Origin of the sequence: Shewanella sp. YQ_9 (assembly GCF_043103185.1) — a bacterium.
Taxonomy (GTDB): Bacteria; Pseudomonadota; Gammaproteobacteria; order Enterobacterales; family Shewanellaceae; genus Shewanella; species Shewanella algae.
In genome coordinates, this window is record NZ_JBICJO010000025.1 from 1 (window position 1) to 19,829 (window position 19,829).

20 protein-coding genes are annotated in these 19,829 nt (G+C 53.6%); 14 read left to right on the forward strand and 6 right to left on the reverse strand.

Annotation, left to right across the window (positions count from 1 at the left end; translation table 11 throughout):
• The first annotated feature begins 126 nt into the window (after positions 1–126).
• The 3 genes from ACF8D4_RS07085 to ACF8D4_RS07095 all read left to right on the forward strand — a co-directional run bounded on the left by ACF8D4_RS07085 (position 127) and on the right by ACF8D4_RS07095 (position 1,494).
• Positions 127–570 (forward strand): hypothetical protein, encoded by a 444-nt coding sequence (locus tag ACF8D4_RS07085; RefSeq protein WP_392465087.1) that lies wholly within the window; start codon positions 127–129, stop codon positions 568–570.
• An 89-nt stretch (positions 571–659) separates the two neighbouring features.
• Positions 660–950 (forward strand): hypothetical protein, encoded by a 291-nt coding sequence (locus tag ACF8D4_RS07090; protein ID WP_039034289.1) that lies wholly within the window; start codon positions 660–662, stop codon positions 948–950.
• Between the two features lie 181 nt (positions 951–1,131).
• On the forward strand, positions 1,132–1,494 hold the full coding sequence (locus ACF8D4_RS07095) for a hypothetical protein (RefSeq protein ID WP_392465089.1): 363 nt from the start codon (positions 1,132–1,134) through the stop codon (positions 1,492–1,494).
• Between the two features lie 593 nt (positions 1,495–2,087).
• Here ACF8D4_RS07095 and ACF8D4_RS07100 read toward each other — a convergent pair.
• From ACF8D4_RS07100 to lolB, 3 genes are all read right to left on the reverse strand, one after another.
• Positions 2,088–3,035 carry a ribose-phosphate pyrophosphokinase gene (locus ACF8D4_RS07100; RefSeq protein WP_028779717.1) on the reverse strand — a complete coding sequence of 316 codons (948 nt, stop codon included), beginning with the start codon at positions 3,033–3,035 and terminating at the stop codon, positions 2,088–2,090.
• 79 nt (positions 3,036–3,114) lie between these two features.
• Positions 3,115–3,993, reverse strand: coding sequence for a 4-(cytidine 5'-diphospho)-2-C-methyl-D-erythritol kinase (gene ispE, locus ACF8D4_RS07105; RefSeq protein ID WP_392465091.1), 879 nt, complete (start codon positions 3,991–3,993; stop codon positions 3,115–3,117).
• The gene (lolB, locus tag ACF8D4_RS07110) at positions 3,990–4,661 is read right to left on the reverse strand and encodes a lipoprotein insertase outer membrane protein LolB (protein ID WP_025011690.1); all 672 of its coding nucleotides are present in this window, start codon (positions 4,659–4,661) and stop codon (positions 3,990–3,992) included. Before lolB ends, ispE begins: the two co-directional genes overlap by 4 nt.
• Before the next feature lie 238 nt (positions 4,662–4,899).
• Here lolB and hemA point away from each other — a divergent pair, with 238 nt between their 5' ends.
• The 8 genes from hemA to ACF8D4_RS07150 all read left to right on the forward strand — a co-directional run bounded on the left by hemA (position 4,900) and on the right by ACF8D4_RS07150 (position 12,748).
• Positions 4,900–6,150, forward strand: a complete 1,251-nt coding sequence (gene hemA / locus ACF8D4_RS07115) for a glutamyl-tRNA reductase (RefSeq protein ID WP_028779720.1) — start codon at positions 4,900–4,902, stop codon at positions 6,148–6,150.
• Positions 6,151–6,164: 14 nt separating this feature from the next.
• On the forward strand, positions 6,165–7,250 hold the full coding sequence (gene prfA / locus ACF8D4_RS07120; RefSeq protein ID WP_025011691.1) for a peptide chain release factor 1: 1,086 nt from the start codon (positions 6,165–6,167) through the stop codon (positions 7,248–7,250).
• 11 nt (positions 7,251–7,261) lie between these two features.
• On the forward strand, positions 7,262–8,107 hold the full coding sequence (gene prmC / locus ACF8D4_RS07125; protein WP_219001877.1) for a peptide chain release factor N(5)-glutamine methyltransferase: 846 nt from the start codon (positions 7,262–7,264) through the stop codon (positions 8,105–8,107).
• Positions 8,108–8,263: 156 nt separating this feature from the next.
• Positions 8,264–8,659, forward strand: a complete 396-nt coding sequence (locus ACF8D4_RS07130; protein ID WP_025889918.1) for a SirB2 family protein — start codon at positions 8,264–8,266, stop codon at positions 8,657–8,659.
• Positions 8,659–9,450 carry a tetratricopeptide repeat protein gene (locus ACF8D4_RS07135; protein ID WP_025011693.1) on the forward strand — a complete coding sequence of 264 codons (792 nt, stop codon included), beginning with the start codon at positions 8,659–8,661 and terminating at the stop codon, positions 9,448–9,450. Before ACF8D4_RS07130 ends, ACF8D4_RS07135 begins: the two co-directional genes overlap by 1 nt.
• A gap of 79 nt (positions 9,451–9,529) precedes the next feature.
• Positions 9,530–10,801, forward strand: coding sequence for a DUF819 domain-containing protein (locus ACF8D4_RS07140; protein ID WP_370628887.1), 1,272 nt, complete (start codon positions 9,530–9,532; stop codon positions 10,799–10,801).
• Positions 10,802–10,845: 44 nt separating this feature from the next.
• Complete coding sequence (gene kdsA, locus ACF8D4_RS07145; RefSeq protein ID WP_025011695.1) at positions 10,846–11,694, forward strand: 3-deoxy-8-phosphooctulonate synthase; 849 nt, start codon at positions 10,846–10,848, stop codon at positions 11,692–11,694.
• A 181-nt stretch (positions 11,695–11,875) separates the two neighbouring features.
• Positions 11,876–12,748 (forward strand): EamA family transporter, encoded by an 873-nt coding sequence (locus ACF8D4_RS07150; RefSeq protein ID WP_392465094.1) that lies wholly within the window; start codon positions 11,876–11,878, stop codon positions 12,746–12,748.
• A 1-nt stretch (position 12,749) separates the two neighbouring features.
• On the opposite strand, the gene ACF8D4_RS07155 is transcribed toward ACF8D4_RS07150, so the two are convergent.
• Both ACF8D4_RS07155 and ACF8D4_RS07160 read right to left on the reverse strand, forming a co-directional pair.
• Positions 12,750–13,535, reverse strand: coding sequence for a substrate-binding domain-containing protein (locus ACF8D4_RS07155; protein WP_071237182.1), 786 nt, complete (start codon positions 13,533–13,535; stop codon positions 12,750–12,752).
• Between the two features lie 85 nt (positions 13,536–13,620).
• The gene (locus ACF8D4_RS07160) at positions 13,621–15,390 is read right to left on the reverse strand and encodes a flavocytochrome c (RefSeq protein ID WP_107005947.1); all 1,770 of its coding nucleotides are present in this window, start codon (positions 15,388–15,390) and stop codon (positions 13,621–13,623) included.
• A 285-nt stretch (positions 15,391–15,675) separates the two neighbouring features.
• On the opposite strand from ACF8D4_RS07160, the gene ACF8D4_RS07165 reads away from it, so the two are divergent.
• From ACF8D4_RS07165 to ACF8D4_RS07175, 3 genes are all read left to right on the forward strand, one after another.
• Entirely contained in the window at positions 15,676–16,692 is a 1,017-nt protein-coding gene (locus ACF8D4_RS07165) for a porin (protein WP_260846871.1), read from the forward strand.
• A 112-nt stretch (positions 16,693–16,804) separates the two neighbouring features.
• The gene (locus ACF8D4_RS07170; RefSeq protein ID WP_071237184.1) at positions 16,805–17,713 is read left to right on the forward strand and encodes a LysR family transcriptional regulator; all 909 of its coding nucleotides are present in this window, start codon (positions 16,805–16,807) and stop codon (positions 17,711–17,713) included.
• Complete coding sequence (locus ACF8D4_RS07175; protein WP_144437292.1) at positions 17,710–18,921, forward strand: DUF819 domain-containing protein; 1,212 nt, start codon at positions 17,710–17,712, stop codon at positions 18,919–18,921. The genes ACF8D4_RS07170 and ACF8D4_RS07175 overlap by 4 nt, the downstream gene beginning before the upstream one ends.
• Here the strand turns inward: ACF8D4_RS07175 and ACF8D4_RS07180 are convergent.
• Entirely contained in the window at positions 18,907–19,824 is a 918-nt protein-coding gene (locus ACF8D4_RS07180; RefSeq protein ID WP_392465096.1) for a ketopantoate reductase family protein, read from the reverse strand. The genes ACF8D4_RS07175 and ACF8D4_RS07180 overlap by 15 nt on opposite strands.
• Positions 19,825–19,829: the final 5 nt, after the last annotated feature.

Below are 19,829 nucleotides of genomic sequence, written 5' to 3' on the forward strand. Positions count from 1 at the left end.
ATTTAAGAGTGATTCAGCACGCGTGGCATTTTTACTATGCGTTGGTTTTAGTGTTTAAGGTGGTGTGCGGAAACATAGGTATTGCGTGCCTCACACCTTAATTGGGCGTTAAATGTCAGGGCAAGTATGAACCAATTATCAATAACAATAGATTTAGAAGATGATGATGGAACTGCAGGCCTAACCGGCCACCTGGAAGCAGAAGGTTTCAAGGGTTTTGGCGAAGGCTGGTTTAATATCAGTGAGATTAAAGAGTTCTGTAATAGCTTCGAGCAACTAGCAAGTTCCTTAGATGGAGAGGCTGAGCTTATTGCAGGCCAATCAAAAGCTGATGGTTCTGAATATCTTGAGCGTTTCGGGTTAAGGTGCTACGTAGTTGCTCAAACAGGAATTCTTTGGGTGCATGTAACTCTTTCAGAATACCCATATACTGATTGTCGCCTCCAAGAAATATCCAAGGTTTCTTCTGAGCTAAAAGTCGAAATACAGTCGGCAATAAATTTCATTCAAGGGCTTCGCTGTCTTTGTAATGATGGTGTCACGGAGGCAACTCTAGTTGGTTGCCAGTAAACATTTAACAAGGCCAGGCACAATCGCCCCTTCGGGGCTGGACCTCCGCACTTCGTGCTCCGGCCTGTGCTGGAGGCGTTAACTGTCATATGAGCTTCAGAGAAGAATTGGAAAAAAAGTGGAAGATTACTATCGCTTTGTTGAGTGAGGCTCGTGCAGTTCTTTGTGAATGCCCGGGTGTTGGCAAATATATCGCCGAGTACGATGAATACCTTGATCACAACGAGCTAGAACTAGCACTGGATATGCTAGAAGAAGCAGCACTTGAGGCAACAAGTAAGCCTCCAGAAGAAATTTGGGTAAAGCTCAAAGATGCTGCAAAGTCTATGGGCTTAGAGGAACGCTGTGAATTCTATAATCAGCAAATACAAAACAGTTAACAAAATAACAAAAAATAACAAAGACACCCATTATTAATGGACAGATAGAGAAGTGCTGGCAACAACATAGACACCCAGCATTAGCTGAGCAAAAATTATGAGTGTCCTTATTTTTATTTTGGAGTCCGACACTTGCACAGGGAATCATTATGTCTAGGTAACCCCCAAGGAAGGGAATATTGTGAAAGTTTTTAAATTTAGTTCTAAAAGCAAAAAAAATTTGATGCTGCTAATCATATTAGCTCTTACTCCATTTGTACCTGAATTGCTCTTGTTTATGGATGTTGCTGGTGTAGAAGTAGCCTTTACATGCCTCCTCATCATGATTAAGCCCATGAAACTTTGGATTGAATACCAAATAGTTAAAATTAAAGAGTTCAGCCGTGTGATGATTCTTGCAGTAAGGTTGCACCCTGTAAGTGATGCTCGAGTGTTTGCAGGTCATTATTTTGCTTTTTCTTTAATATTCCTATTAACAAGCTCACTAATTATGTCAAGTTCAATATGGTTGCCGATTCTAGTCATGGGGAGGTATTGGGTCTAAGGATACTTAACAAGTGACTCTGGTATTTCGCCAATCATTATTTCGCTAATTGTGATAGCTATTATTTCCCGAGAGGAACTCCTTAGCCACGTTATTTGCGCCAACGGCTGTCGGCGACACCGAGGGGGGATTAGTGCAATTCTGTTAGCGCTGAGTAGCTTGAAACATCTGAAGTGTTTGCAGACATACGCCTATTTTCTAGGCACAGGTGGAACTGTGACCTTCCGAGCCAGGGATGGCGAGGCAGAGCTTACAGGGACGTACTCGCAGCGAGTCACAGGATCGCCTGTGCGAAAGGCGCACCGCAGGTGATGGGTTACATCTGTGGTCAAAAGCCCGGCAAGTATTGATGTGGGATTTAAGGCTTAAATCAATGCTAGCCACTGTGCCAGTGGCCTGAAGTCGTGGAGCAAATGCATCCATGCACAGCGGCCAGCTCACCCTATCGTCGTTCTCGAACATCCTGTCCTTCACGGCATTCAGGCTTCCTGCCTATCCGCACCGCAGGGGATGGGCCACATTATAGCAACCCAGATATCAAGCATAAAGAAACGCACCCTAAGGTGCGTTTCTTGTTAACTCTTCAAGTCAGCTTAGTGCTGGAACATGGCAGAGATAGATTCTTCGTTGCTGACGCGGCGGATAGCCTCGGCCAGTACCGCTGACATGGTCAACTGGCTCACTTTGCCTGTTTTGAGCATTTCTGGGCTCAAAGGCACTGTGTCAGTGACTATGACTTCGTCAATCACTGAATTTACTATGTTGCTGGCGGCATTGCCGGAGAATACCGGGTGGGTCGCATAAGCAAAGACGCGGTTGGCGCCGTGTTCTTTCAGGGCTTCAGCAGCCTTACACAGAGTGCCGCCTGTGTCGATCATGTCATCAACTATGATGCAGTCACGGCCTTGAACGTCACCTATGATGTGCATTACCTGAGCCACGTTGGCCTGTGGGCGACGCTTGTCGATGATCGCCAGATCTGAGTCGTCGAGCAGCTTGGCTACGGCGCGGGCGCGAACAACACCACCGATATCGGGGGAAACAACAACCGGGTTGTCCAGTTTCTTGGCCAGCATATCTTCCAGCAGCACTGGGCTACCGAAGACGTTGTCTACCGGTACATCGAAGAAGCCCTGGATCTGCTCGGCGTGCAGGTCACAGGTCAGTACTCTGTCGACACCCACGCTGGAGAGGAAATCGGCAACCACTTTGGCGGTAATGGGTACACGGGCGCTGCGGACACGGCGGTCCTGACGGGCATAACCAAAGTAAGGGATAACGGCTGTGATACGGCCGGCTGAAGCGCGGCGCAGGGCATCAACCATTACGATCAACTCCATCAGGTTGTCGTTGGTTGGTGCGCAGGTGGACTGAATGATAAACACATCAGCACCACGTACATTTTCGTTTATCTGGACACTGATTTCACCATCGCTGAAACGGCCTACCTCTGCGTCTCCGAGTTTACAAAAAAGACGGTCGGCTATCTTTTTGGCGAGACTGGGGGTAGCGTTCCCAGCAAAGAGCTTGATGTCGGGCACTGTAAGAACCTCAGGCGTTTGCTTTATTTTAGTGGCTGGGACAAAAAACGGCGGACCGCTTCATCCCGGAAGAAACTGTTCAGAGGCGAGCCAGTCGACTCTGAAGCGGCGATCTATTTATCCCTTTGGCAACAAAGCCTTTGAAAGATGGTGGCAGCTGTGCCAGACAATCGAGAGCTTGTTGCTGTTTTTCGAACTCCCCGAACACGCAGGCACCGGTTCCGGTCATTCTGGACGGCGCATATTCTAGCAGCCAGCCCAAGGCCTTGGCAACTTGAGGGTAATGGTGACATACCAGCGCCTGACAGTCGTTTTGCCATGGGGCACTCAGCAGTTGCTCCAGAGAGAGCTTGGGAGTATCTCTTGGTAAATCAGGATCATGGAACACTTTTTCAGTGGAGACATGCGCCTCGGGAACCAGCACCAGATACCAAGGTTCGGCCGGATCCACCGGCTGAAGTTTTTCGCCGACCCCTTCGGCAAAGGCTGCCAAACCCTTAATGAAAACAGGAACATCAGCGCCGAGTTTTAAACCAATTTGCGCAAGTTCAGTTTCACTCAGGCCGGTTTGCCACAGGGCGTTGAGGGCCACCAGAGTGGTGGCCGCGTCCGACGAGCCGCCCCCCAGACCGCCACCCATGGGCAGTTTCTTATCGAGCCAGATCTCGGCCCCCAGTTCACATCCGCTGGCTTGCTGCAATGATTTTGCGGCCTTGAGAATTAAGTTATCGCTATCCGGGACAGCAGCGCCGAGATTGGAGTGCAGTTTGAGCTCGCCATTGGCGGTGACTTTAAAGTCCAACAGGTCACCATGGTCGAGAAACTGAAACAGGGTCTGCAGTTCATGGTAGCCATCTTCCCGGCGACCATTGATATGCAAAAACAGATTAAGCTTGGCCGGGGCCGGCCAGCCAAGCGAAAGACTATTGGGTTTGGATGTTTGGTCTAGAGAACTCATGGATGCTGGCTTTCCTTGGTGGTGAGTGTGCTCTGGGCTTCAAGTGCCTGCCACTCGGTTAACTGGATCTTGAGTTCGAGTGCGCCGCGATTGAGTTTAAGAAGGCGCGGAATATCGGCACCGCTTTGTTGCTGCCAGTTGAGATACTTCACCTGCCACGGAGGGCTGACGCTGCCATCTTCCAGGCTCTGGGGTTTGCCGTCATTGTCTGTGAGCACGAGTTCAGTGTCGGCGGCGCTGAGGCCAAGCACCCAGCGGGGCAGGGCGTTAAGGGGTATGCTCCAACTGCTGAGGCCATCGAGTAAACGCTGTGGGTCTCGGTCGCGATAGATTTCACCATCCAACTCCAGTAAGGCGCCGTCCGGGCCACTTTTCAGCAGCATCACACTGGTGCCCAACATGGTGGTGAGTCTCAGCTCTTCTGTCGTTGGGGTGTGCAGCCAATAAAGATTGGTGCTGAATTTTTCCTCGGGAGTTTTTACCGCCAGCTTGCCTTTCAGCTCCCAGGCCTTGGCTTGCTCTGCGTGCTTGACTTGAGTCGCCTGCCAGCGGGCATCGGGCAGGCTGCTACAGGCGCTGAGCAGGCCAAGGAGCAGCAGGGGCAACAGCAGGCGCAGGGTCGACAGAGGTGTAAAACAGGTTTTTGTGAAGTACTTCAAAATAATCATCTGTTGTTCACTGTGTTGGCCGCCTATGATACGAGGGCTTTGGCAGAATACCAATAAGCGCCGACCCCTCTGGTGTCGCCCTTGTGGCTTTTGCCAGCGCCTGTTCAGCTTAATTGATAAATTGGTTGAGAAGTTAGACCTTTATTCGGTTTTGTTAAGCGTATTCTGTTTTTAAGGTGGCCAATTCAGTAGAATGGCCGCATCCTACAGCGACGCCAAGAGTCCAGAACGAGTTCAGATGAGCCTTGTAGCAATTGGTATAAACCATAAAACCGCCACTGTTGACCTGCGTGAGAAAGTTGCCTTTGCCCCGGACAAGATCCATGAAGCCATGCGCAGCCTGGCCAAGGAGACTCAGAGCGGGGAAGCCGTCATCGTTTCCACCTGTAACCGCACCGAGCTTTACTGCAACACAGAAAATGCCGAGCAGGTTGTGCGTTGGTTGGAAGACTATCATGGCCTGAGCCATGAAGAGGTGGCCCCTTGCCTGTACCAACACTGTGGTCAACCCGCGGTGCAACACCTGATGCGGGTTGCATCCGGGCTCGACTCTCTGGTGCTGGGCGAACCGCAGATCCTCGGTCAGGTCAAACAGGCGTTTGCCAAGGCCAAGGAATCCGGCACAGTGGCTCTGACACTGGATCGTCTGTTTCAAAATACTTTTGCCGTGGCCAAGAAGGTGCGCACCGAAACGGAAATCGGCACTGCGGCGGTTTCCGTTGCCTTTGCCGCCGTCAGCATGGCCAAACACATCTTCTCTTCTCTGGCTGCGACCAAGGTGCTGCTCATTGGTGCCGGTGAAACCATAGAACTGGTTGCCCGCCACCTGAAGGAAAACGGCGTCACCAGCATGGTGGTGGCCAACCGCACCATTTCCCGCGCCGAAGCCATGTGCGAAGAGTTCAATGCCCAGGCGATTACCCTGGAGCAGATACCAGATTTTCTCCCCAAGGCCGATATCGTGATATCCTCTACCGCCAGTCCGCTGCCCATCCTGGGCAAGGGCATGGTAGAAAAAGCGCTTAAGCAGCGCCGCCATCAACCTATGTTATTGGTTGATATAGCGGTTCCCCGTGATATTGAGGCAGAAGTCGGTGATTTGGACGATGCTTTTCTATACACGGTCGATGATCTGCAAAGCATAATCGAACAGAATATGGCCTCCCGTAGAGAGGCCGCCGAGCAAGCGGAAGTCATTGCCGAAGAGCATTCACACCAGTTTATGGAGTGGGTTCGCTCACTGGAATCGGTCGACAGCATTCGCGAATATCGTACCCAGAGCATGGCGATTAAAGATGAGCTGGTTGAACGGGCAATGAACAAGTTGGCGCAGGGAGCAGACACAGAGCAGGTGCTGCTGGAACTGGCCAACCGTCTGACCAACAGACTGATACATGCTCCGACCCAGGCCCTGACTGCAGCCAGTCGTCAGGGTGATCTCAATGCTTTGGGTCAATTGAGAACCGCGCTCGGCTTGGATAAACACTAAGGTTAGCGAGCTAAATGAAGGAATCCGTTATCCGCAAGCTGGAAGGCTTGCTTGAGCGTAATGAAGAAGTATTGGCCCTGCTCAGTGACGCAGATGTCATAGCGGATCAAGACAGGTTCAGAGCCCTGTCACGGGAATATGCTCAGCTTGAAGATGTGGTCAAAGGCTTTAAGGCCTACCAGCAGGCGCAGGCGGATCTGCAAACCGCACAGGAGATGTTGGCCGAGGAAGATCCTGAGCTGAAAGAGATGGCTCAGGAAGAGATCAAGGCGGCCCGTGCTCAACTGGAGCAGTTGGAAGGCGAGTTGCAAATTCTGCTGTTGCCCAAAGATCCCAATGATGCCAGCAACGCCTTTCTGGAAATCCGTGCCGGTGCCGGCGGTGATGAAGCCGCTATCTTTGCCGGTGATCTATTCCGTATGTACAGCCGTTATGCCGAGAGCCAGCGCTGGCAGGTCGAAGTCATGAGCGCCAGCGAGGGCGAGCATGGCGGTTTCAAAGAGGTGATTGCCAAGGTCAGCGGTGACGGTGTCTACGGCAAACTCAAGTTTGAGTCCGGTGGTCACAGGGTACAAAGGGTGCCGGAAACCGAATCCCAGGGGCGGGTGCACACCTCGGCCTGTACCGTGGCCGTTATGCACGAAGTGCCCGAGGCCCAGGCGGTGGAAATCAACCCGGCCGAGCTGCGTATCGACACCTTCCGCTCTTCCGGTGCCGGTGGTCAGCACGTTAACAAAACCGACTCGGCGATTCGTATTACCCACTTGCCCACAGGCTTGGTGGTGGAATGCCAGGATCAGCGCTCGCAGCACAAGAACAAGGCTCAGGCCTTGAGCGTGCTGGCAGCCCGTTTGCAGGCGGCCGAAGATGAGAAGCGCCGCAGCGCCGAAGAATCTACCCGTCGCTCTCTGGTGGGCAGCGGTGACCGCTCCGAGCGGATCCGCACCTATAATTTCCCTCAGGGAAGGGTGAGCGACCACAGGATCAACCTGACACTGTATCGTCTCAACGAGGTGATAGAAGGAGACCTGGAGCAGCTGCTTGAGCCCTTGATGCAAGAGCATCAGGCCGACATGCTGGCGGCTCTGTCCGACGAATAAAAGGACTGTCTGTGACTAAACTCAATATTGCCGAGGCCCTGCAATGGGCCTCTTCTATGCTGGCCACATCGTCCGAGTCTGCCCATGCAGATGCCGAAGCCCTGTTGCTGCATTGCCTGGGCAAGAGCCGCAGTTTTATCTATACCTGGCCCGAAAGAAGTTTGTCGGCCGAGCAGCACAAGCAGTTCACCCAGATGGTGCAGCGTCGCAGCCAAGGCGTGCCCGTGGCCCATATTGTCGGTGAGCGCGAGTTCTGGTCACTGCCTTTTATCGTCAACGAATCTACTCTTATTCCGCGCCCGGACACCGAAATTCTGGTGGAAACCGCGCTCAACCTGCCGCTTTCAGATGATATCGCCGTGCTGGATCTCGGCACAGGTACCGGCGCTATCGCGCTGGCACTGGCCCATGAGCGACAAGGCTGGCAGGTGACCGCTGTCGATAAGGTCGAGGCCGCGGTAGAGCTGGCCTGCGCCAACCGGGATAATTTGAAACTGCCGCAGGTTGAGATCCTTCAGAGCGACTGGTTTTCGGCGGTTCAGGGGCGTAAGTTCCAGCTGATTGTTTCCAACCCTCCCTATATCGAGGAGGATGATGAGCATCTTGAGATGGGCGATGTGCGCTTCGAACCCCGCAGCGCCTTGACCGCCGCCGATCAGGGCTTTGCCGACCTGTTCCATATCGCAGCCCATGCCAGGGAGCACCTGCTGCCGGGCGGTTATCTGCTGCTGGAGCATGGTTATGCCCAGGCCGTGAACCTCAGGGAAAAACTTGCCGAGCTCGGTTATCAGCAGGTGGCCACAGTGCGCGACTTTGGCTCCAATGATAGATGCACCCTGGGTTTTTGGCCCGGTTGAGTGTCTGTGCCCGGGGTTATCTCCCGGGCTTGAAAACCGCCGATATCGTCCCCATTTCCTGTCATAATTCCGCCTTTTCGACAGCGGCTTGGCCTTGGTGCTGAGCACTGCGATAGGGTACACTGTCGCCTTTGTTCACCTACAGATAGCTATCCGATGGAAACTTTTTACAGCCTGTATCCGGCAGTTAAACACCTGCACATGACCCTGATCGCCGTCAGCGTATTGCTGTTCATTGTGCGTTTCGTGCTTAAGCTGCGTCAGTCAGCCATTATGGACAAGAAACTGCTGAAGGTAGGTCCGCATGTGATCGATACTTTCCTGCTGCTGTCCGGATTGACTCTGTGTTTTATGATTAAGCAGTATCCTTTCGTCGATCCCTGGATGACGGAGAAGATAGGCGCAGTGGTCGCTTACATACTGCTGGGCGTGATGGCGCTCAAGTCCAACCGTAATCTGATCTTCCGGATCTTCGCCTTCCTCGGTGCTCTGGGCTGGGTGGTTTATGCGGCAAAACTGGCACACTTCAAACAAGCGGTAATTCTGGGGTAATGCAACAATATTCTCTTAAGCAAGACGAACTCTCTCTGCCCGAGTCGGCATTTGAGCTTTGCCAATATCTGGGCTTTGGCCTGGCCAAACAGGCCAACTGGGCCTGGCTGGAACTGTCCGGCTCAGTGCTCAGCCACTATCTGGTCGATCAGCAGCGGCGCTTTCAGGCGCTGCTGAACTGGTTTTACAAGGATCTGGGGTTTGCCCCCAGAGAAGATTATTTTTCCCGGCAGGCGGCCGATCTCGGCCAGTGTATTCTCAGCCGCCAGGGGAACAGCACCACATTGGCAACTGTGCTTATGTTGCTTGGCAAACAGCTGGACTTGAAATTCGACCCTGTGCTGCTGCCGGGCACCACAGTGCTGGCCTGCCACGTGGCCGGTGAACTCATCTATCTCGACCCGCTTCGGGGGGAGCGCCTCAGCAAAGAGCGCTTGCATGCCCTGGTTCGCGGCGAGCTGGGCAACAGTGCACCGCTGAAGGCGTCTTACCTCAAGCCGGTTGGCACCCAAAGGCTGATGACCCGCATGCTGCATGAACTCAAGGCCGGCGCCATAGTCGCCCATGAATTTGAAGTCGCGATGGAGTGCTGCAATTTGCTGCTTGAATGGCATGCCGACGATCTCAGCCTGCACCGGGAGCGCGCCTTTATTGCCCAGCAACTGGGGGCGATTCATGTCGCCAGCGCCGATCTGCAGTATTTTGTCGACAACAGCCCGCACGACCCCGTGGTCGAGCTGGTGAAGATGCAACTCAGAGAATTGGGAGACGACCCTCAAACCTTCCATTGAACCTGCCCGTGAGGGCAGTGAGAAAAATATAAATATTAAAATAAAACAATAAATTGCAATCGCAAGGGAGATAGGACCTATGAGCAGTACCTCACAGGCGGCCACTGAAATGACTGCGTTGGTGACCAATGACGCCACCGCGCTCGGCATTCTGGCCGCCATTCTCGGCTTCGTTTTTTACACCAACAGCAGCAGCCATCCTTTCTGGCAAAAGTTTTACCGTTTCATCCCGGCCTTGTTGCTGTGTTACTTCCTGCCATCCTTGCTCAATACCTTTGGGATTGTCGATGGCAGTACCTCCAAACTTTACTATGTGGCGTCCCGTTATCTGCTGCCTGCCTGTTTGGTATTGTTGATCCTCAGCGTCGACCTCAAAGCCATTCTGGGGCTGGGTCCCAAGGCGGTAGTGATGTTTTTGACCGGCACCATGGGCATTGTCATAGGTGGCCCGATTGCCCTGCTTATCATGTCGGCAATCGACCCGACATTGACCGCTGGCCACGGCCCGGACGCAGTCTGGCGCGGCATGACGACACTCGCCGGCAGCTGGATTGGCGGCGGTGCCAACCAGGCGGCGATGAAAGAGATTTATGAAGTGGGCGGCAATATCTTCTCCGTGATGGTCACTGTCGATGTGATAGTCGCCAACATCTGGATGGCCGTGCTGCTGTTTATGGCATCCAGGGCCAAGGAGATAGATGCCAAGACAGGTGCAGATACCAGCGCCATTGAAAGCCTCAAGGCCAAGGTGGAGCAATATCATGCCGAAAACGCCCGCATTCCCAGCCTGCGCGACATCATGCTGATAGTGGCTGTGGGCTTTGGTATTACCGGTCTGGCCCATGTCGGCGCCGACCTGCTGGCTCCCTGGTTTGCAACCAACTATCCCTGGACCGAGCAATACAGTCTGACCTCCGGATTCTTCTGGCTGGTGGTGATAGTGACCACCATAGGTTTGCTGTTGTCATTCAGTCCGGCCCGTCATCTGGAAGCGGCCGGAGCCTCCAAGATAGCCTCGGCCTACCTCTACATACTGGTGGCTACAATCGGTTTGCATATGGATGTATCCCAAGTTCTGGATACGCCGATTTACTTCCTGGTGGGCATTATCTGGATGCTGGTGCATTCGGGATTGATGCTGCTGGTGGCCAAGCTTATCCGTGCGCCGCTGTTTTACATGGCGGTGGGCAGCCAGGCCAACGTTGGCGGCGCGGCGTCTGCGCCCGTAGTGGCTGCGGCCTTCCATCCGGCACTGGCACCCGTAGGTGTACTGCTGGCGGTATTCGGCTATGCTTTAGGCACTTATATGGCTTGGCTCTGTGGCCAGTTGCTGCAGGCCGTGGCCGGCTGATTTAAGTTAACGCCGCATGAGCGGCATTCAAGAGAGAAGTTGCGATGAGTAATAAAACCATACATCTGGGTGCTATTGAGATAGCCAATGACAAGCCCTTTGTGCTGTTCGGTGGCATGAATGTACTCGAGTCGCGGGACTTGGCGATGACCATTGCCGAAACCTACGCGGAAGTCACTCAGAAGCTGGGGATCCCTTATGTGTTCAAGGCCTCCTTCGACAAGGCCAACCGCTCATCCGTCAACTCCTATCGTGGCCCCGGCATGGAAGAAGGTTTGAAAATCTTCCAGGAGATCAAGGACACCTTCAAGCTGCCATTGATTACCGATGTGCACGAGCCTTACCAGTGCGCGCCAGTGGCCGAAGTGGTCGACATCATCCAGTTGCCGGCCTTCCTGGCGCGTCAGACAGATCTGGTGGTGGCCATGGCCAAGACTGGGGCTATCATCAATGTCAAAAAGCCTCAGTTCCTGGCGCCCCATGAGATGCGACACATCATCAAGAAATTCAACGAAGCGGGTAATGATGAGATCATTCTCTGTGAGCGTGGCAGCTGCTTTGGTTATAACAACCTGGTGGTGGACATGCTGGGCATGGATGAGATGAAGCAATCCGGCTACCCGGTGATCTTCGATGCCACCCATGCGCTGCAGCGCCCTGGCGGCCGTGAAGATTCTGCCGGTGGTCGTCGTGCCCAGGCAACCGAACTGGCCCGCAGCGGTATGGCGCTGGGACTGGCCGGGCTGTTTATTGAGGCGCACCCGGACCCGGATAATGCCAAGTGTGATGGCCCTTGTGCTTTGCCACTGCAGCAACTGGAAGGGTATCTGAGCCAGATGAAGGCCGTTGATGATCTGGTGAAGTCTTTCCCTGCGCTGGATACCAGTCGCTGAGCCAAGCGCTTGGTTAACCTTGCATAAGCTGTTGCAAGCTGCGCCTTTGGTGGAATAGCGAATCACCTGGCTAGCGTGTTAGTCTCAAACGCCCGCAATCGCGGGCGTTTTTCGTTTCAGTCATGGCTTGCGGTTCATCGGGCAAGCATTCTCGGGCGCAAATTTTAAGGACAAGCCACCCATGTGGATCATCTTTACCCTGATGGCCGCCTTTATGCAGGCGTGGCGCAACGCGTTTCAGAGCCGTCTCAGTCGCGATGTCAATGTTGCCGGGGTGACGCTAGCGCGTTTTGTTTATGCCGGGCCGTTGGCTGCTGTGTATCTGTTGTCACTTTATGCCTGGCAGGACGCAGGATTGCCGCAGCTTGGGCATGGCGCGCTGCAGTACATCATAGGGGCGGCCTTGGCGCAGATCCTCGCGACCGCCCTGATGGTAAAACTGTTCCAATTGCAGAATTTCGCTGTCGGCGCCGGGCTGGCCAAGAGTGAAGCCTTGGTCGCGGCCGTGCTCGGCAGTCTGTTCTTCGGCACGGCGTTGACTGTCACCGGCTGGCTGGGGGTACTTGTCGGTACAGTGGCGGTCTTTCTGCTCAGTACCCACGGCGGGCTCAAAGGCTTGTCCTTCAAGACGCTGTTGCTGGGGTTGGGATGCGGCAGCGCCTTTGCGCTGACTTCGCTCTGGGTTAGGGAAGCAAGTCTGGTGCTGGGTTTGCCGTTTCCTCACCGCGCCGCCTGGGTACTCTTGTTGGTTATTTTGCTGCAGACCTTGTTGCTGCTCGCCTGGCTTCTTATCAAAGATAAAGAGACCCTTAAAAAACTCTGGCAAAGGCCCAGGTTGACCCTGGCCATCAGTATCAGCAGTTGTCTGGGCTCCATAGGTTGGTTCAGCGCCATGTCGCTCACGGCCGTGCCTTATGTGAAAACGCTCGGGCAGGTGGAAGCCTTCTTTATGATGCTGCTCTCCAGCCTTTGGCTCAAGCAGCGGGTCAAGGTCAAGGATATGGGCGGCCTGGTACTGATTGCCCTGGCCGCGGTATTGGTGCTTTGGGGATGATTTACTCTGCTGCCACAGGATCCAGCCCTGAGTGGCGTATGCTGCTGAGTACATAAGGTTTATCCGAGGCCAGGTAGTCAATAAGACGTTTGGCTGCTTCAGGTTGCAGGCTGCTTTGGGTGATGCCGCTCGAGAAGGTGGTTACCTTCTGGAATTTGTCCGGGATCGGCCCGACATATTCGGCGCCTGCGATAGGCAGTATTTCACTTATCTGCTGAAAACCTATCTGTAATTCTCCTCTGGCGACCACGGTGGCGACCCTTTCACTCAAAACCCTTTTGCTCTTGGGTTCTATCATCTGCCACAGCCCCATCTCGGGCCAGAGTTTGCTGGCCAGATAAGTGCCACTGGCGCTGGCCGAGTAACCTATTGAATCGGCTTGTTGCAGCACTTTGATAAAAGCTTCCTCTGTGCTGATGTCCGGCTTGGCTGTGCCCGCTTTAACGCACATGCCTATGCGGGAACGCACCAGCTCCCTGTGGCTGTCACTGCGCACATAGCCCTTTTCTGTCAGCTTGTTGAGTGAGCTTTGGGACAGGATCAACACATCGAACGCTTCGTTGCGTTTGAGCCGCTCCGGAATGGAGTCATGGGCACCACCGGATGACGAGCCATAGGAGATGATCAAATCCAGCCCGGTATCCTGTTCTATCTGCTTCTCCATCGCGGTCAGGGTGCCGGCAAAACCGCCGGAAGTGATCACTTTCAATGTCTCTGCCCAACTGCCGAAGCTCAGGGTACAGCCCAGGGCCAACAGCAGTAACTTGCTCTTGAACTTATGCTTCATATCTGTGTGTCCTTAGTGTGTTGGGGAGTGAGCCGGCCCGGGAGCGAGCCGGCTCTGAGTGCCGAGGGCACTCTTTGCAGGGAGCCTATTTGGTCAACGCGTTGTCGGCAGCATTCTTACCCGCGATACGACCGAAGATAACCGTATCGGCCACCGCATTCCCGCCCAGACGGTTGTAGCCATGTACCCCACCCGTCACCTCTCCGGCGGCATACAGGCCTTTGATGGGCCAGCTTTGCAGGTTCAGTACCTCGGCTTTCTCATCTATGGCGACCCCACCCATGGTGTGATGAATGCCTGGAGCAACTTTCACCGCATAGAAGGGAGCCTGAGTCAGATCAAGCGGCATATTTTCACGGTTAAATTCGCTGTCTTTACCGACTTTGAAAGAGTGGTTGTAACTACTCACCGTTTGCTCCAGTGCCTTAGGTTGCATGCCGGTGAGTTTGGCCAACTCGGCTACATTATCGGCCTTTTTCAACATCTTAAGGTGATCATAGCCGCGTACCATTTTGGCTTTTTTGTACAGTTGGTTGTCGAACACCAACCAGGCAAACTGTTCGGGTTGCTTGAGAATGGCATCCGATGCCCGGTCGCGGGTGGTCAACTCGTTGATAAAACGTTTGCCATCCTTGTTGACCATGATAGCCCCGACACCGCGCACGGTTTCAGAGATTAAGATGCGGCTGTCTTTGCCTATGGTTGGGTGTGCCTGGATCCAGTCGATATCTGTCATGCTGGCACCTATGGACTTGGCCATTTCGATGCCATCGCCGGTTGCGGTAATATTGTTGGAACTGGTCATGCCTTTAAAGGTTGGGCGATAGTAGGCGATCATCTCTTTGTTCATGCCATAGCCACCGGTTGCCAGCACCACGGATTTGGCGCCCAACATGTAATAGCCAGAGTGTTTACCGTGGATCACTACCCCGAGTATCTGCTGCTCGTCATTCACTACCAGTTTCACTGCCCGTGAATTGAGGCGGGTTTCCACCTGATTTTTGTCAGCGGCCTTACGCAGTACATCTATGATATGTGGCCCGACGCTGAGCCCGCCCGATGGTCTGTGTGTCCTGTCCACCCGGGCGCCGCCGGAGCGTTTGAGGTCATCCATATTGGCGCCGAGGGATTCAAGCCATTTGATACCATCGGCTGACTGCTGCGCCAGAATTTGCACCAACTTGGGATCGTTGGCGTAGCGACCGCCTTTCATCGTATCTTCCACATACCAGGCCACTTGGTCGTCCACCTTGTGGGCAGCTTGTTGTTTGGTACCCACGGCGTTATAGCCACCGGCCGCCAGCATGGAGTTGCCGCCGGAGAAGGGGGCTTTTTCCAGCAATACCACCTTGGCCCCGGCCTGTTTGGCGCTGATGGCAGCGTTATAGCCGGCACTGCCGGCACCTATTACCACCACATCTGTGCTTTGTTTTGGTCCCGCGGCGATAGCCTGCTGAATTTTTTGCTGATCCCATTCTTTGTCCCAGGCAGGTTTGGCTTTGACATCGGCAAAGGGCATGGGTTTATGTTCAAAAGAGTGGCATTCATTGCAGTAAAATTTGGGTGCTTCGTGCCCCTTGTGGCAACTGGTACAGGCGATATCACCCAGGTGAGAGCCGTGGGGATCTATCTCCAGGGCTGGGTTCTTCAGGTCGCTGTAGTCTCCGTGACAGCTGCGGCACTGTTGATTTTCATGGGCCTCGCTGTCGTCAATCTTGTTAGGCGAAACATGGCAGGTTTTGCAGCCTTGCTGGCTGTCGCTGTGAAATTTGCCTAGATCCTGAGGTGCCGCCTGCACTCCGGCTGCACCGAAAAGGCAACAAGCCAGCAGACCGCTGAGATAAGTGAGTTTCATATTGCTCCCTAAAATATTTGTTATTGGATTCGTTATTAGCATGAGCAAATAAAATGTAAAAAAAGGTGAGGCGGCTCAAGTTTGGTGTCGGGTTATTAATTGTTGAAATAGGTTTCAAGTTTTCTTAATTCATGGTTTTGAATTCGCTTAATTCATTTTCAATAAAATTGAAAATGATGCCTCTGTTATGAGTGTGTGATCCAGTCAATGCTCAAATGGGTATAAAAGTTTTTACTATATTTCGGCGCTAACTCATATCTCAACTCATAAATATAAAGAGACAAAATGATGAACCTAAGAAAAACGATTATTGCTGGAATTACCTGCTCACTGTTGCCGCTGGTCAGCCAGGCTGCACCTGACCTTTATGGCCGGGCTTGGCTTGGGCTGAGTCACTCGGACAGCGGTTTGCTGTCAGATAGAAAGGAAAACGGTGCTTATCTGGAAAACTATGCCTCCTTTATCGGTGTCAAGGGTAAAGAAAAACTCAACGATAATATCAATATTGTTTATGTGATGGAATTTGGTAATAACGGCGGCTACTTTGATACTTCTTCGCTGTTTAAATCCCGTAATACTTACCTGGGTGTCGAAAGCCAATTGGGTACACTGGTATTTGGTCGTAATGATACTGTATTTAAAAAGACGGAAGGTAAGGTGGATTTATTCAATATCACTTCCAGTGATATGGCAAAAATTATCGCCGGGAATGACCGCCTGGGAGATTCAGCTACTTATTACTCACCCAAATGGTATGGAGTGCAGCTGGGCGTGAGCTATCAATTTGCCGATAACTTGCCGGAGCAAAATGGCTCAAACGGCAATTATGCACTGAGCCTGACAGCGGGTGATGCCAAATTGAAACGACAGGCTTGGTATTTGGCGCTGGCCTATGCCGATAGTCTCAATGCCTTGGATGCGGTGCGAGCCGTTGCCGGTGCTCGCTTGGCCGGTGCCAAGTTGGGGTTTATGTATCAGCATTCCGAGTCGCAGAAATATCAAAACCTCAGTGGTAACAGTTTGCTTGCCAGCATGGAGATCCCTTGGCAGCAATACAGTTTCAAGGCGCAATATCTGTATGACAACTCAGGCAATGGCAAGGTGGTATCCAGCCTGGCTGATAAAGCCAGTGTGACAGATGCCTCCAGTTGGCAGGCGTCTTTGGGGTTGGACTATCGAGCTTCCAAAAGCACCACGTTCAGCTTGATAACCACCTATCTGGATGGCGATTTTACCGACGCAGGAGGTTATACGGAGTATGACGACAAGCTGGTGACTCTGGCGATGAAACACATGTTCTGAGTCACAGTATTTGTAGCTGGTTTCCGAGCCTTATCGCAGGCTCGGCTGGATCAACTTTTCCCGGTAACGGGATTGCTAAAATACGCCAACCCAAACCGCGGCGATTCCCCTGATGAAGATAACTCTAAAACAACTGCTGGTATTCAAGTGCATACATGCCGAAGGGCAGATCTCCCGTGCTGCCAGGAAGCTGCATATGTCGGTTCCGGCCGTCAGTATGGCGCTGAAAGAGTTGGAGTCAGCGCTGGGGTGCCGCCTGTTTGAACGCAGTGCGACAGGTTTGCTGCTCAACCCGCAGGGGGAGTTGTTGCTGCCATACGCTAACGGGATGTTGGCGTCAGAGCAGCAGGTACAGCAGTTATTTCACGCCAGTGCCAGTGGCGTATGTGGCACACTGACGGTCGGTGCCAGTAAAACTGCGGGAAACTATGTGTTATCGCGGCGCTTGCCTGTGTTCCATCAATGTTTTCCGGCCACAGGAATTCGCTTGATGATCAAAGATTCAAGCCACATAGAGAGGATGGTCTCTGAACGGGAACTGGACCTGGCCTTTGTTGACGCCAAGCCGTCGCTGGCCAATCTCTGCTGTGAGCCTTGGCTCAGAGACAGGATCTGCATTGTTTGCGGCGCCGATAACCCCTTGGCTAAAGAGGTTGTCGATACCGAGCGCCTGTCGCGTGAAGTCTGGTATCTGGATGAAAGCGCGACGGTTGCCCGCGTCAGGGCTATGCAGTTACTGCACAGCGTCGGCATTGTGCCATCGCAAACCATCACCATGGGAACTCTGGGAGCCATCAAACGCGCCACGGCCACTGGCTATGGGGTCAGTATCTTGCCCTTTATGGCGATAGATGCCGAATTGGAGCGTGGCGATCTGGTGGAGTTGGAACTGCCCGGCTGGGACTTTGAACGTAACTATTGGGTGATCCGCCGTGCCGAGGAAGCGCTTGCCCCTTTACCGGCCAATTTTCTGGAATTTATGTTGGATCAACGCGAGTTCGACGAGCAACGGCCGGCATGATCCAAACCGATTTTCAGCTGTTTGGCATTCTTTGCCTGATCTTGGGAGGCATATTCTACACCAGCGGTCTCAACAGCCCTTTCTGGCGTCGCTGTTATAGGTTCTTGCCGGTGATGGTGGCCTGTTATTTCGTGCCATCACTGCTCAACACCATGGGGCTGATTGCGGTAAAAGACTCTCAGTTACCCAAGTTTGCCGTCGATTACCTTATGCCCATGTGTCTGGTGTTGATGCTGCTGGGGCTGGATATCGGCAGTATTTGGCGCTGTGGCGGTAAGCTGCTGCTACTGTTTTTTATCGGCAGCCTGGGGGTCTTTGTCGGGGGGCCGCTGGCGCTGTGGTTGGTGGGATACATACAGCCTGAGCTCTTGCTGCCGCAGGGGGAGGATAGCCTCTGGCGCGGCATGGCGACCCTGGCAGGTAATTGGGTCGGTGGCACCGCCAATCAGATGGCGATGAAAGAACTGTTCGGTGCCGGTGACAGTATCTTTGCGGTTTTTGTTACTGTGAATGTGGTGCTTTCAGGGATCTGGATGGCAATACTGTTGGCGCTGGCGCCCCACGAGACCAAAATCAATCGCTGGCTTCGAAGCCGCGAGCCGCAGGCGACTATGCTGGATACGCCCTTGCCGGAACAGCGCCTGGCACAGAGCCATCACTGGTTATTGATCTTTTGCCTGCCGCTGATGCTGGGCGGCTTGGCACACTGGGGCGCCGATTGGACGGCGGAGCTGATTGTCCGCCACTGGCCTATGGCCAGAGCCTATCACCTGCATACTCCCTTTATCTGGCTGGTGGTCTGGTTAACGACGGCCAGCGTGCTCCTGTCGCTGACACCGGCGCGGCGGCTGGCGGCCTATGGTGCCGACAGAGTCGGTAATGCCTGTCTTTATCTTATGTTGGCTATCATGGGGCTGAAGATGGATATCGGTATGCTCTGGTCTTTGCCCTGGTTCTTTGTTATCGGGGCTATCTGGTTGCTGGTGCATGTCTTCTTGTTGCTGCTGGCGGCGAGAGTGTTGAGACTTCCATTCGGTTATCTCGCCATTGCCAGTCAGTGCAATCTTGGCGGGGCGGCTTCGGCGCCTGTGGTCACCAGCGCCTATCGCCAGGCATTGGTGCCTCTTGCGGTTCTGATCGCGGTATTTGGCTACGCCTGGGCCAACTTTATTGCCTGGGCCTGCGGCCAGTGGTTAAAGCAGATTTGATTCAAGCGCCTTTATTTGGGCCAGCAGTTCGCTGTTGATTGGCAGTGTGAGCCCATATTGCTCGGCGCGCTGCTGCAGGTAACCGTTGATATAGTCAATTTCCGTCTTGCGGCCGTGCTTGAGGTCCTGATACATGGAAGAGTAGTTGGCGGCGGTTAGCCGTATCACTTCCTTGACTCTTGTGTGCAGCGCATCGAACGTCAGTGCTATGCCTTCCTGCTTGGCCACCAGTAACAGCTCATCGAGAATGGCGCAGATTGTTCCCTCAAACTCGGGGGCGGCCAGGGCACCGTTGTTGACTCTGTGAATGGCGGTCAGCGGATTGATAACGGCATTGACCGCCAGCTTTTGCCACAGGGCTTCGAGAATGGCATTACTCCACTGACTGCCGGGAATAGCATTGAGCAGAGCGGTTTTCATCACCTCTGGCATGGGGGCGCCGATTAAGTCACCTATCTGGGTCAGGCCACTGCCGGTTTGGCGAATATGATTGCTGCTTAGTCTCAGCGCCGCCTGACTTGTCGTGCCCAGGCTCAGTGGCCGGTCATTCAGCTTGGCGGCCAGACTCTGATGAGGACCAAGTCCATTGTGCAGCAGCAGGATGCGACAATTCGGGTGAAGTCTTGGCAGCACAGGCTCCAGCGCCGCTTCAACCTGATAGGCTTTGACCGTGACCAGCAAGAGCTCGAGCTGCTTGAGCTTGCTCGAGTCCTGCGCCAGGCACAGAAACGATGTTTGCAGACTCTGGTCGCCAAGCTCCAGGGTATAGACTTGCTCTTCGCCCTGCTCAGCCAATGGCGGGGTGTTAGCTCTGGGTAATAACCAAGGTTCAAGCCCGGCTGCAGCCAGTTGCTGCGCCAGCAGTTGCCCTATGGCCCCAACGCCGAGGATCCCTAGCTGCATTCCGG

What these genes read in the sequence shown, in the direction of transcription:
- ispE (WP_392465091.1), bottom strand. Translation starts at nt 3,993, where the DNA reads ATGAGTTCTCTAGACCAAACATCCAAACCCAATAGTCTTTCGCTTGGC.
- prfA (WP_025011691.1), top strand. Translation starts at nt 6,165, where the DNA reads ATGAAGGAATCCGTTATCCGCAAGCTGGAAGGCTTGCTTGAGCGTAAT.
- ACF8D4_RS07135 (WP_025011693.1), top strand. Translation starts at nt 8,659, where the DNA reads ATGCAACAATATTCTCTTAAGCAAGACGAACTCTCTCTGCCCGAGTCG.
- ACF8D4_RS07085 (WP_392465087.1), top strand. Translation starts at nt 127, where the DNA reads ATGAACCAATTATCAATAACAATAGATTTAGAAGATGATGATGGAACT.
- ACF8D4_RS07130 (WP_025889918.1), top strand. Translation starts at nt 8,264, where the DNA reads ATGGAAACTTTTTACAGCCTGTATCCGGCAGTTAAACACCTGCACATG.
- ACF8D4_RS07160 (WP_107005947.1), bottom strand. Translation starts at nt 15,390, where the DNA reads ATGAAACTCACTTATCTCAGCGGTCTGCTGGCTTGTTGCCTTTTCGGT.
- hemA (WP_028779720.1), top strand. Translation starts at nt 4,900, where the DNA reads ATGAGCCTTGTAGCAATTGGTATAAACCATAAAACCGCCACTGTTGAC.
- kdsA (WP_025011695.1), top strand. Translation starts at nt 10,846, where the DNA reads ATGAGTAATAAAACCATACATCTGGGTGCTATTGAGATAGCCAATGAC.
- ACF8D4_RS07165 (WP_260846871.1), top strand. Translation starts at nt 15,676, where the DNA reads ATGATGAACCTAAGAAAAACGATTATTGCTGGAATTACCTGCTCACTG.
- ACF8D4_RS07150 (WP_392465094.1), top strand. Translation starts at nt 11,876, where the DNA reads ATGTGGATCATCTTTACCCTGATGGCCGCCTTTATGCAGGCGTGGCGC.
- ACF8D4_RS07155 (WP_071237182.1), bottom strand. Translation starts at nt 13,535, where the DNA reads ATGAAGCATAAGTTCAAGAGCAAGTTACTGCTGTTGGCCCTGGGCTGT.
- lolB (WP_025011690.1), bottom strand. Translation starts at nt 4,661, where the DNA reads ATGATTATTTTGAAGTACTTCACAAAAACCTGTTTTACACCTCTGTCG.
- ACF8D4_RS07175 (WP_144437292.1), top strand. Translation starts at nt 17,710, where the DNA reads ATGATCCAAACCGATTTTCAGCTGTTTGGCATTCTTTGCCTGATCTTG.
- ACF8D4_RS07140 (WP_370628887.1), top strand. Translation starts at nt 9,530, where the DNA reads ATGAGCAGTACCTCACAGGCGGCCACTGAAATGACTGCGTTGGTGACC.
- ACF8D4_RS07090 (WP_039034289.1), top strand. Translation starts at nt 660, where the DNA reads ATGAGCTTCAGAGAAGAATTGGAAAAAAAGTGGAAGATTACTATCGCT.
- ACF8D4_RS07170 (WP_071237184.1), top strand. Translation starts at nt 16,805, where the DNA reads ATGAAGATAACTCTAAAACAACTGCTGGTATTCAAGTGCATACATGCC.
- ACF8D4_RS07180 (WP_392465096.1), bottom strand. Translation starts at nt 19,824, where the DNA reads ATGCAGCTAGGGATCCTCGGCGTTGGGGCCATAGGGCAACTGCTGGCG.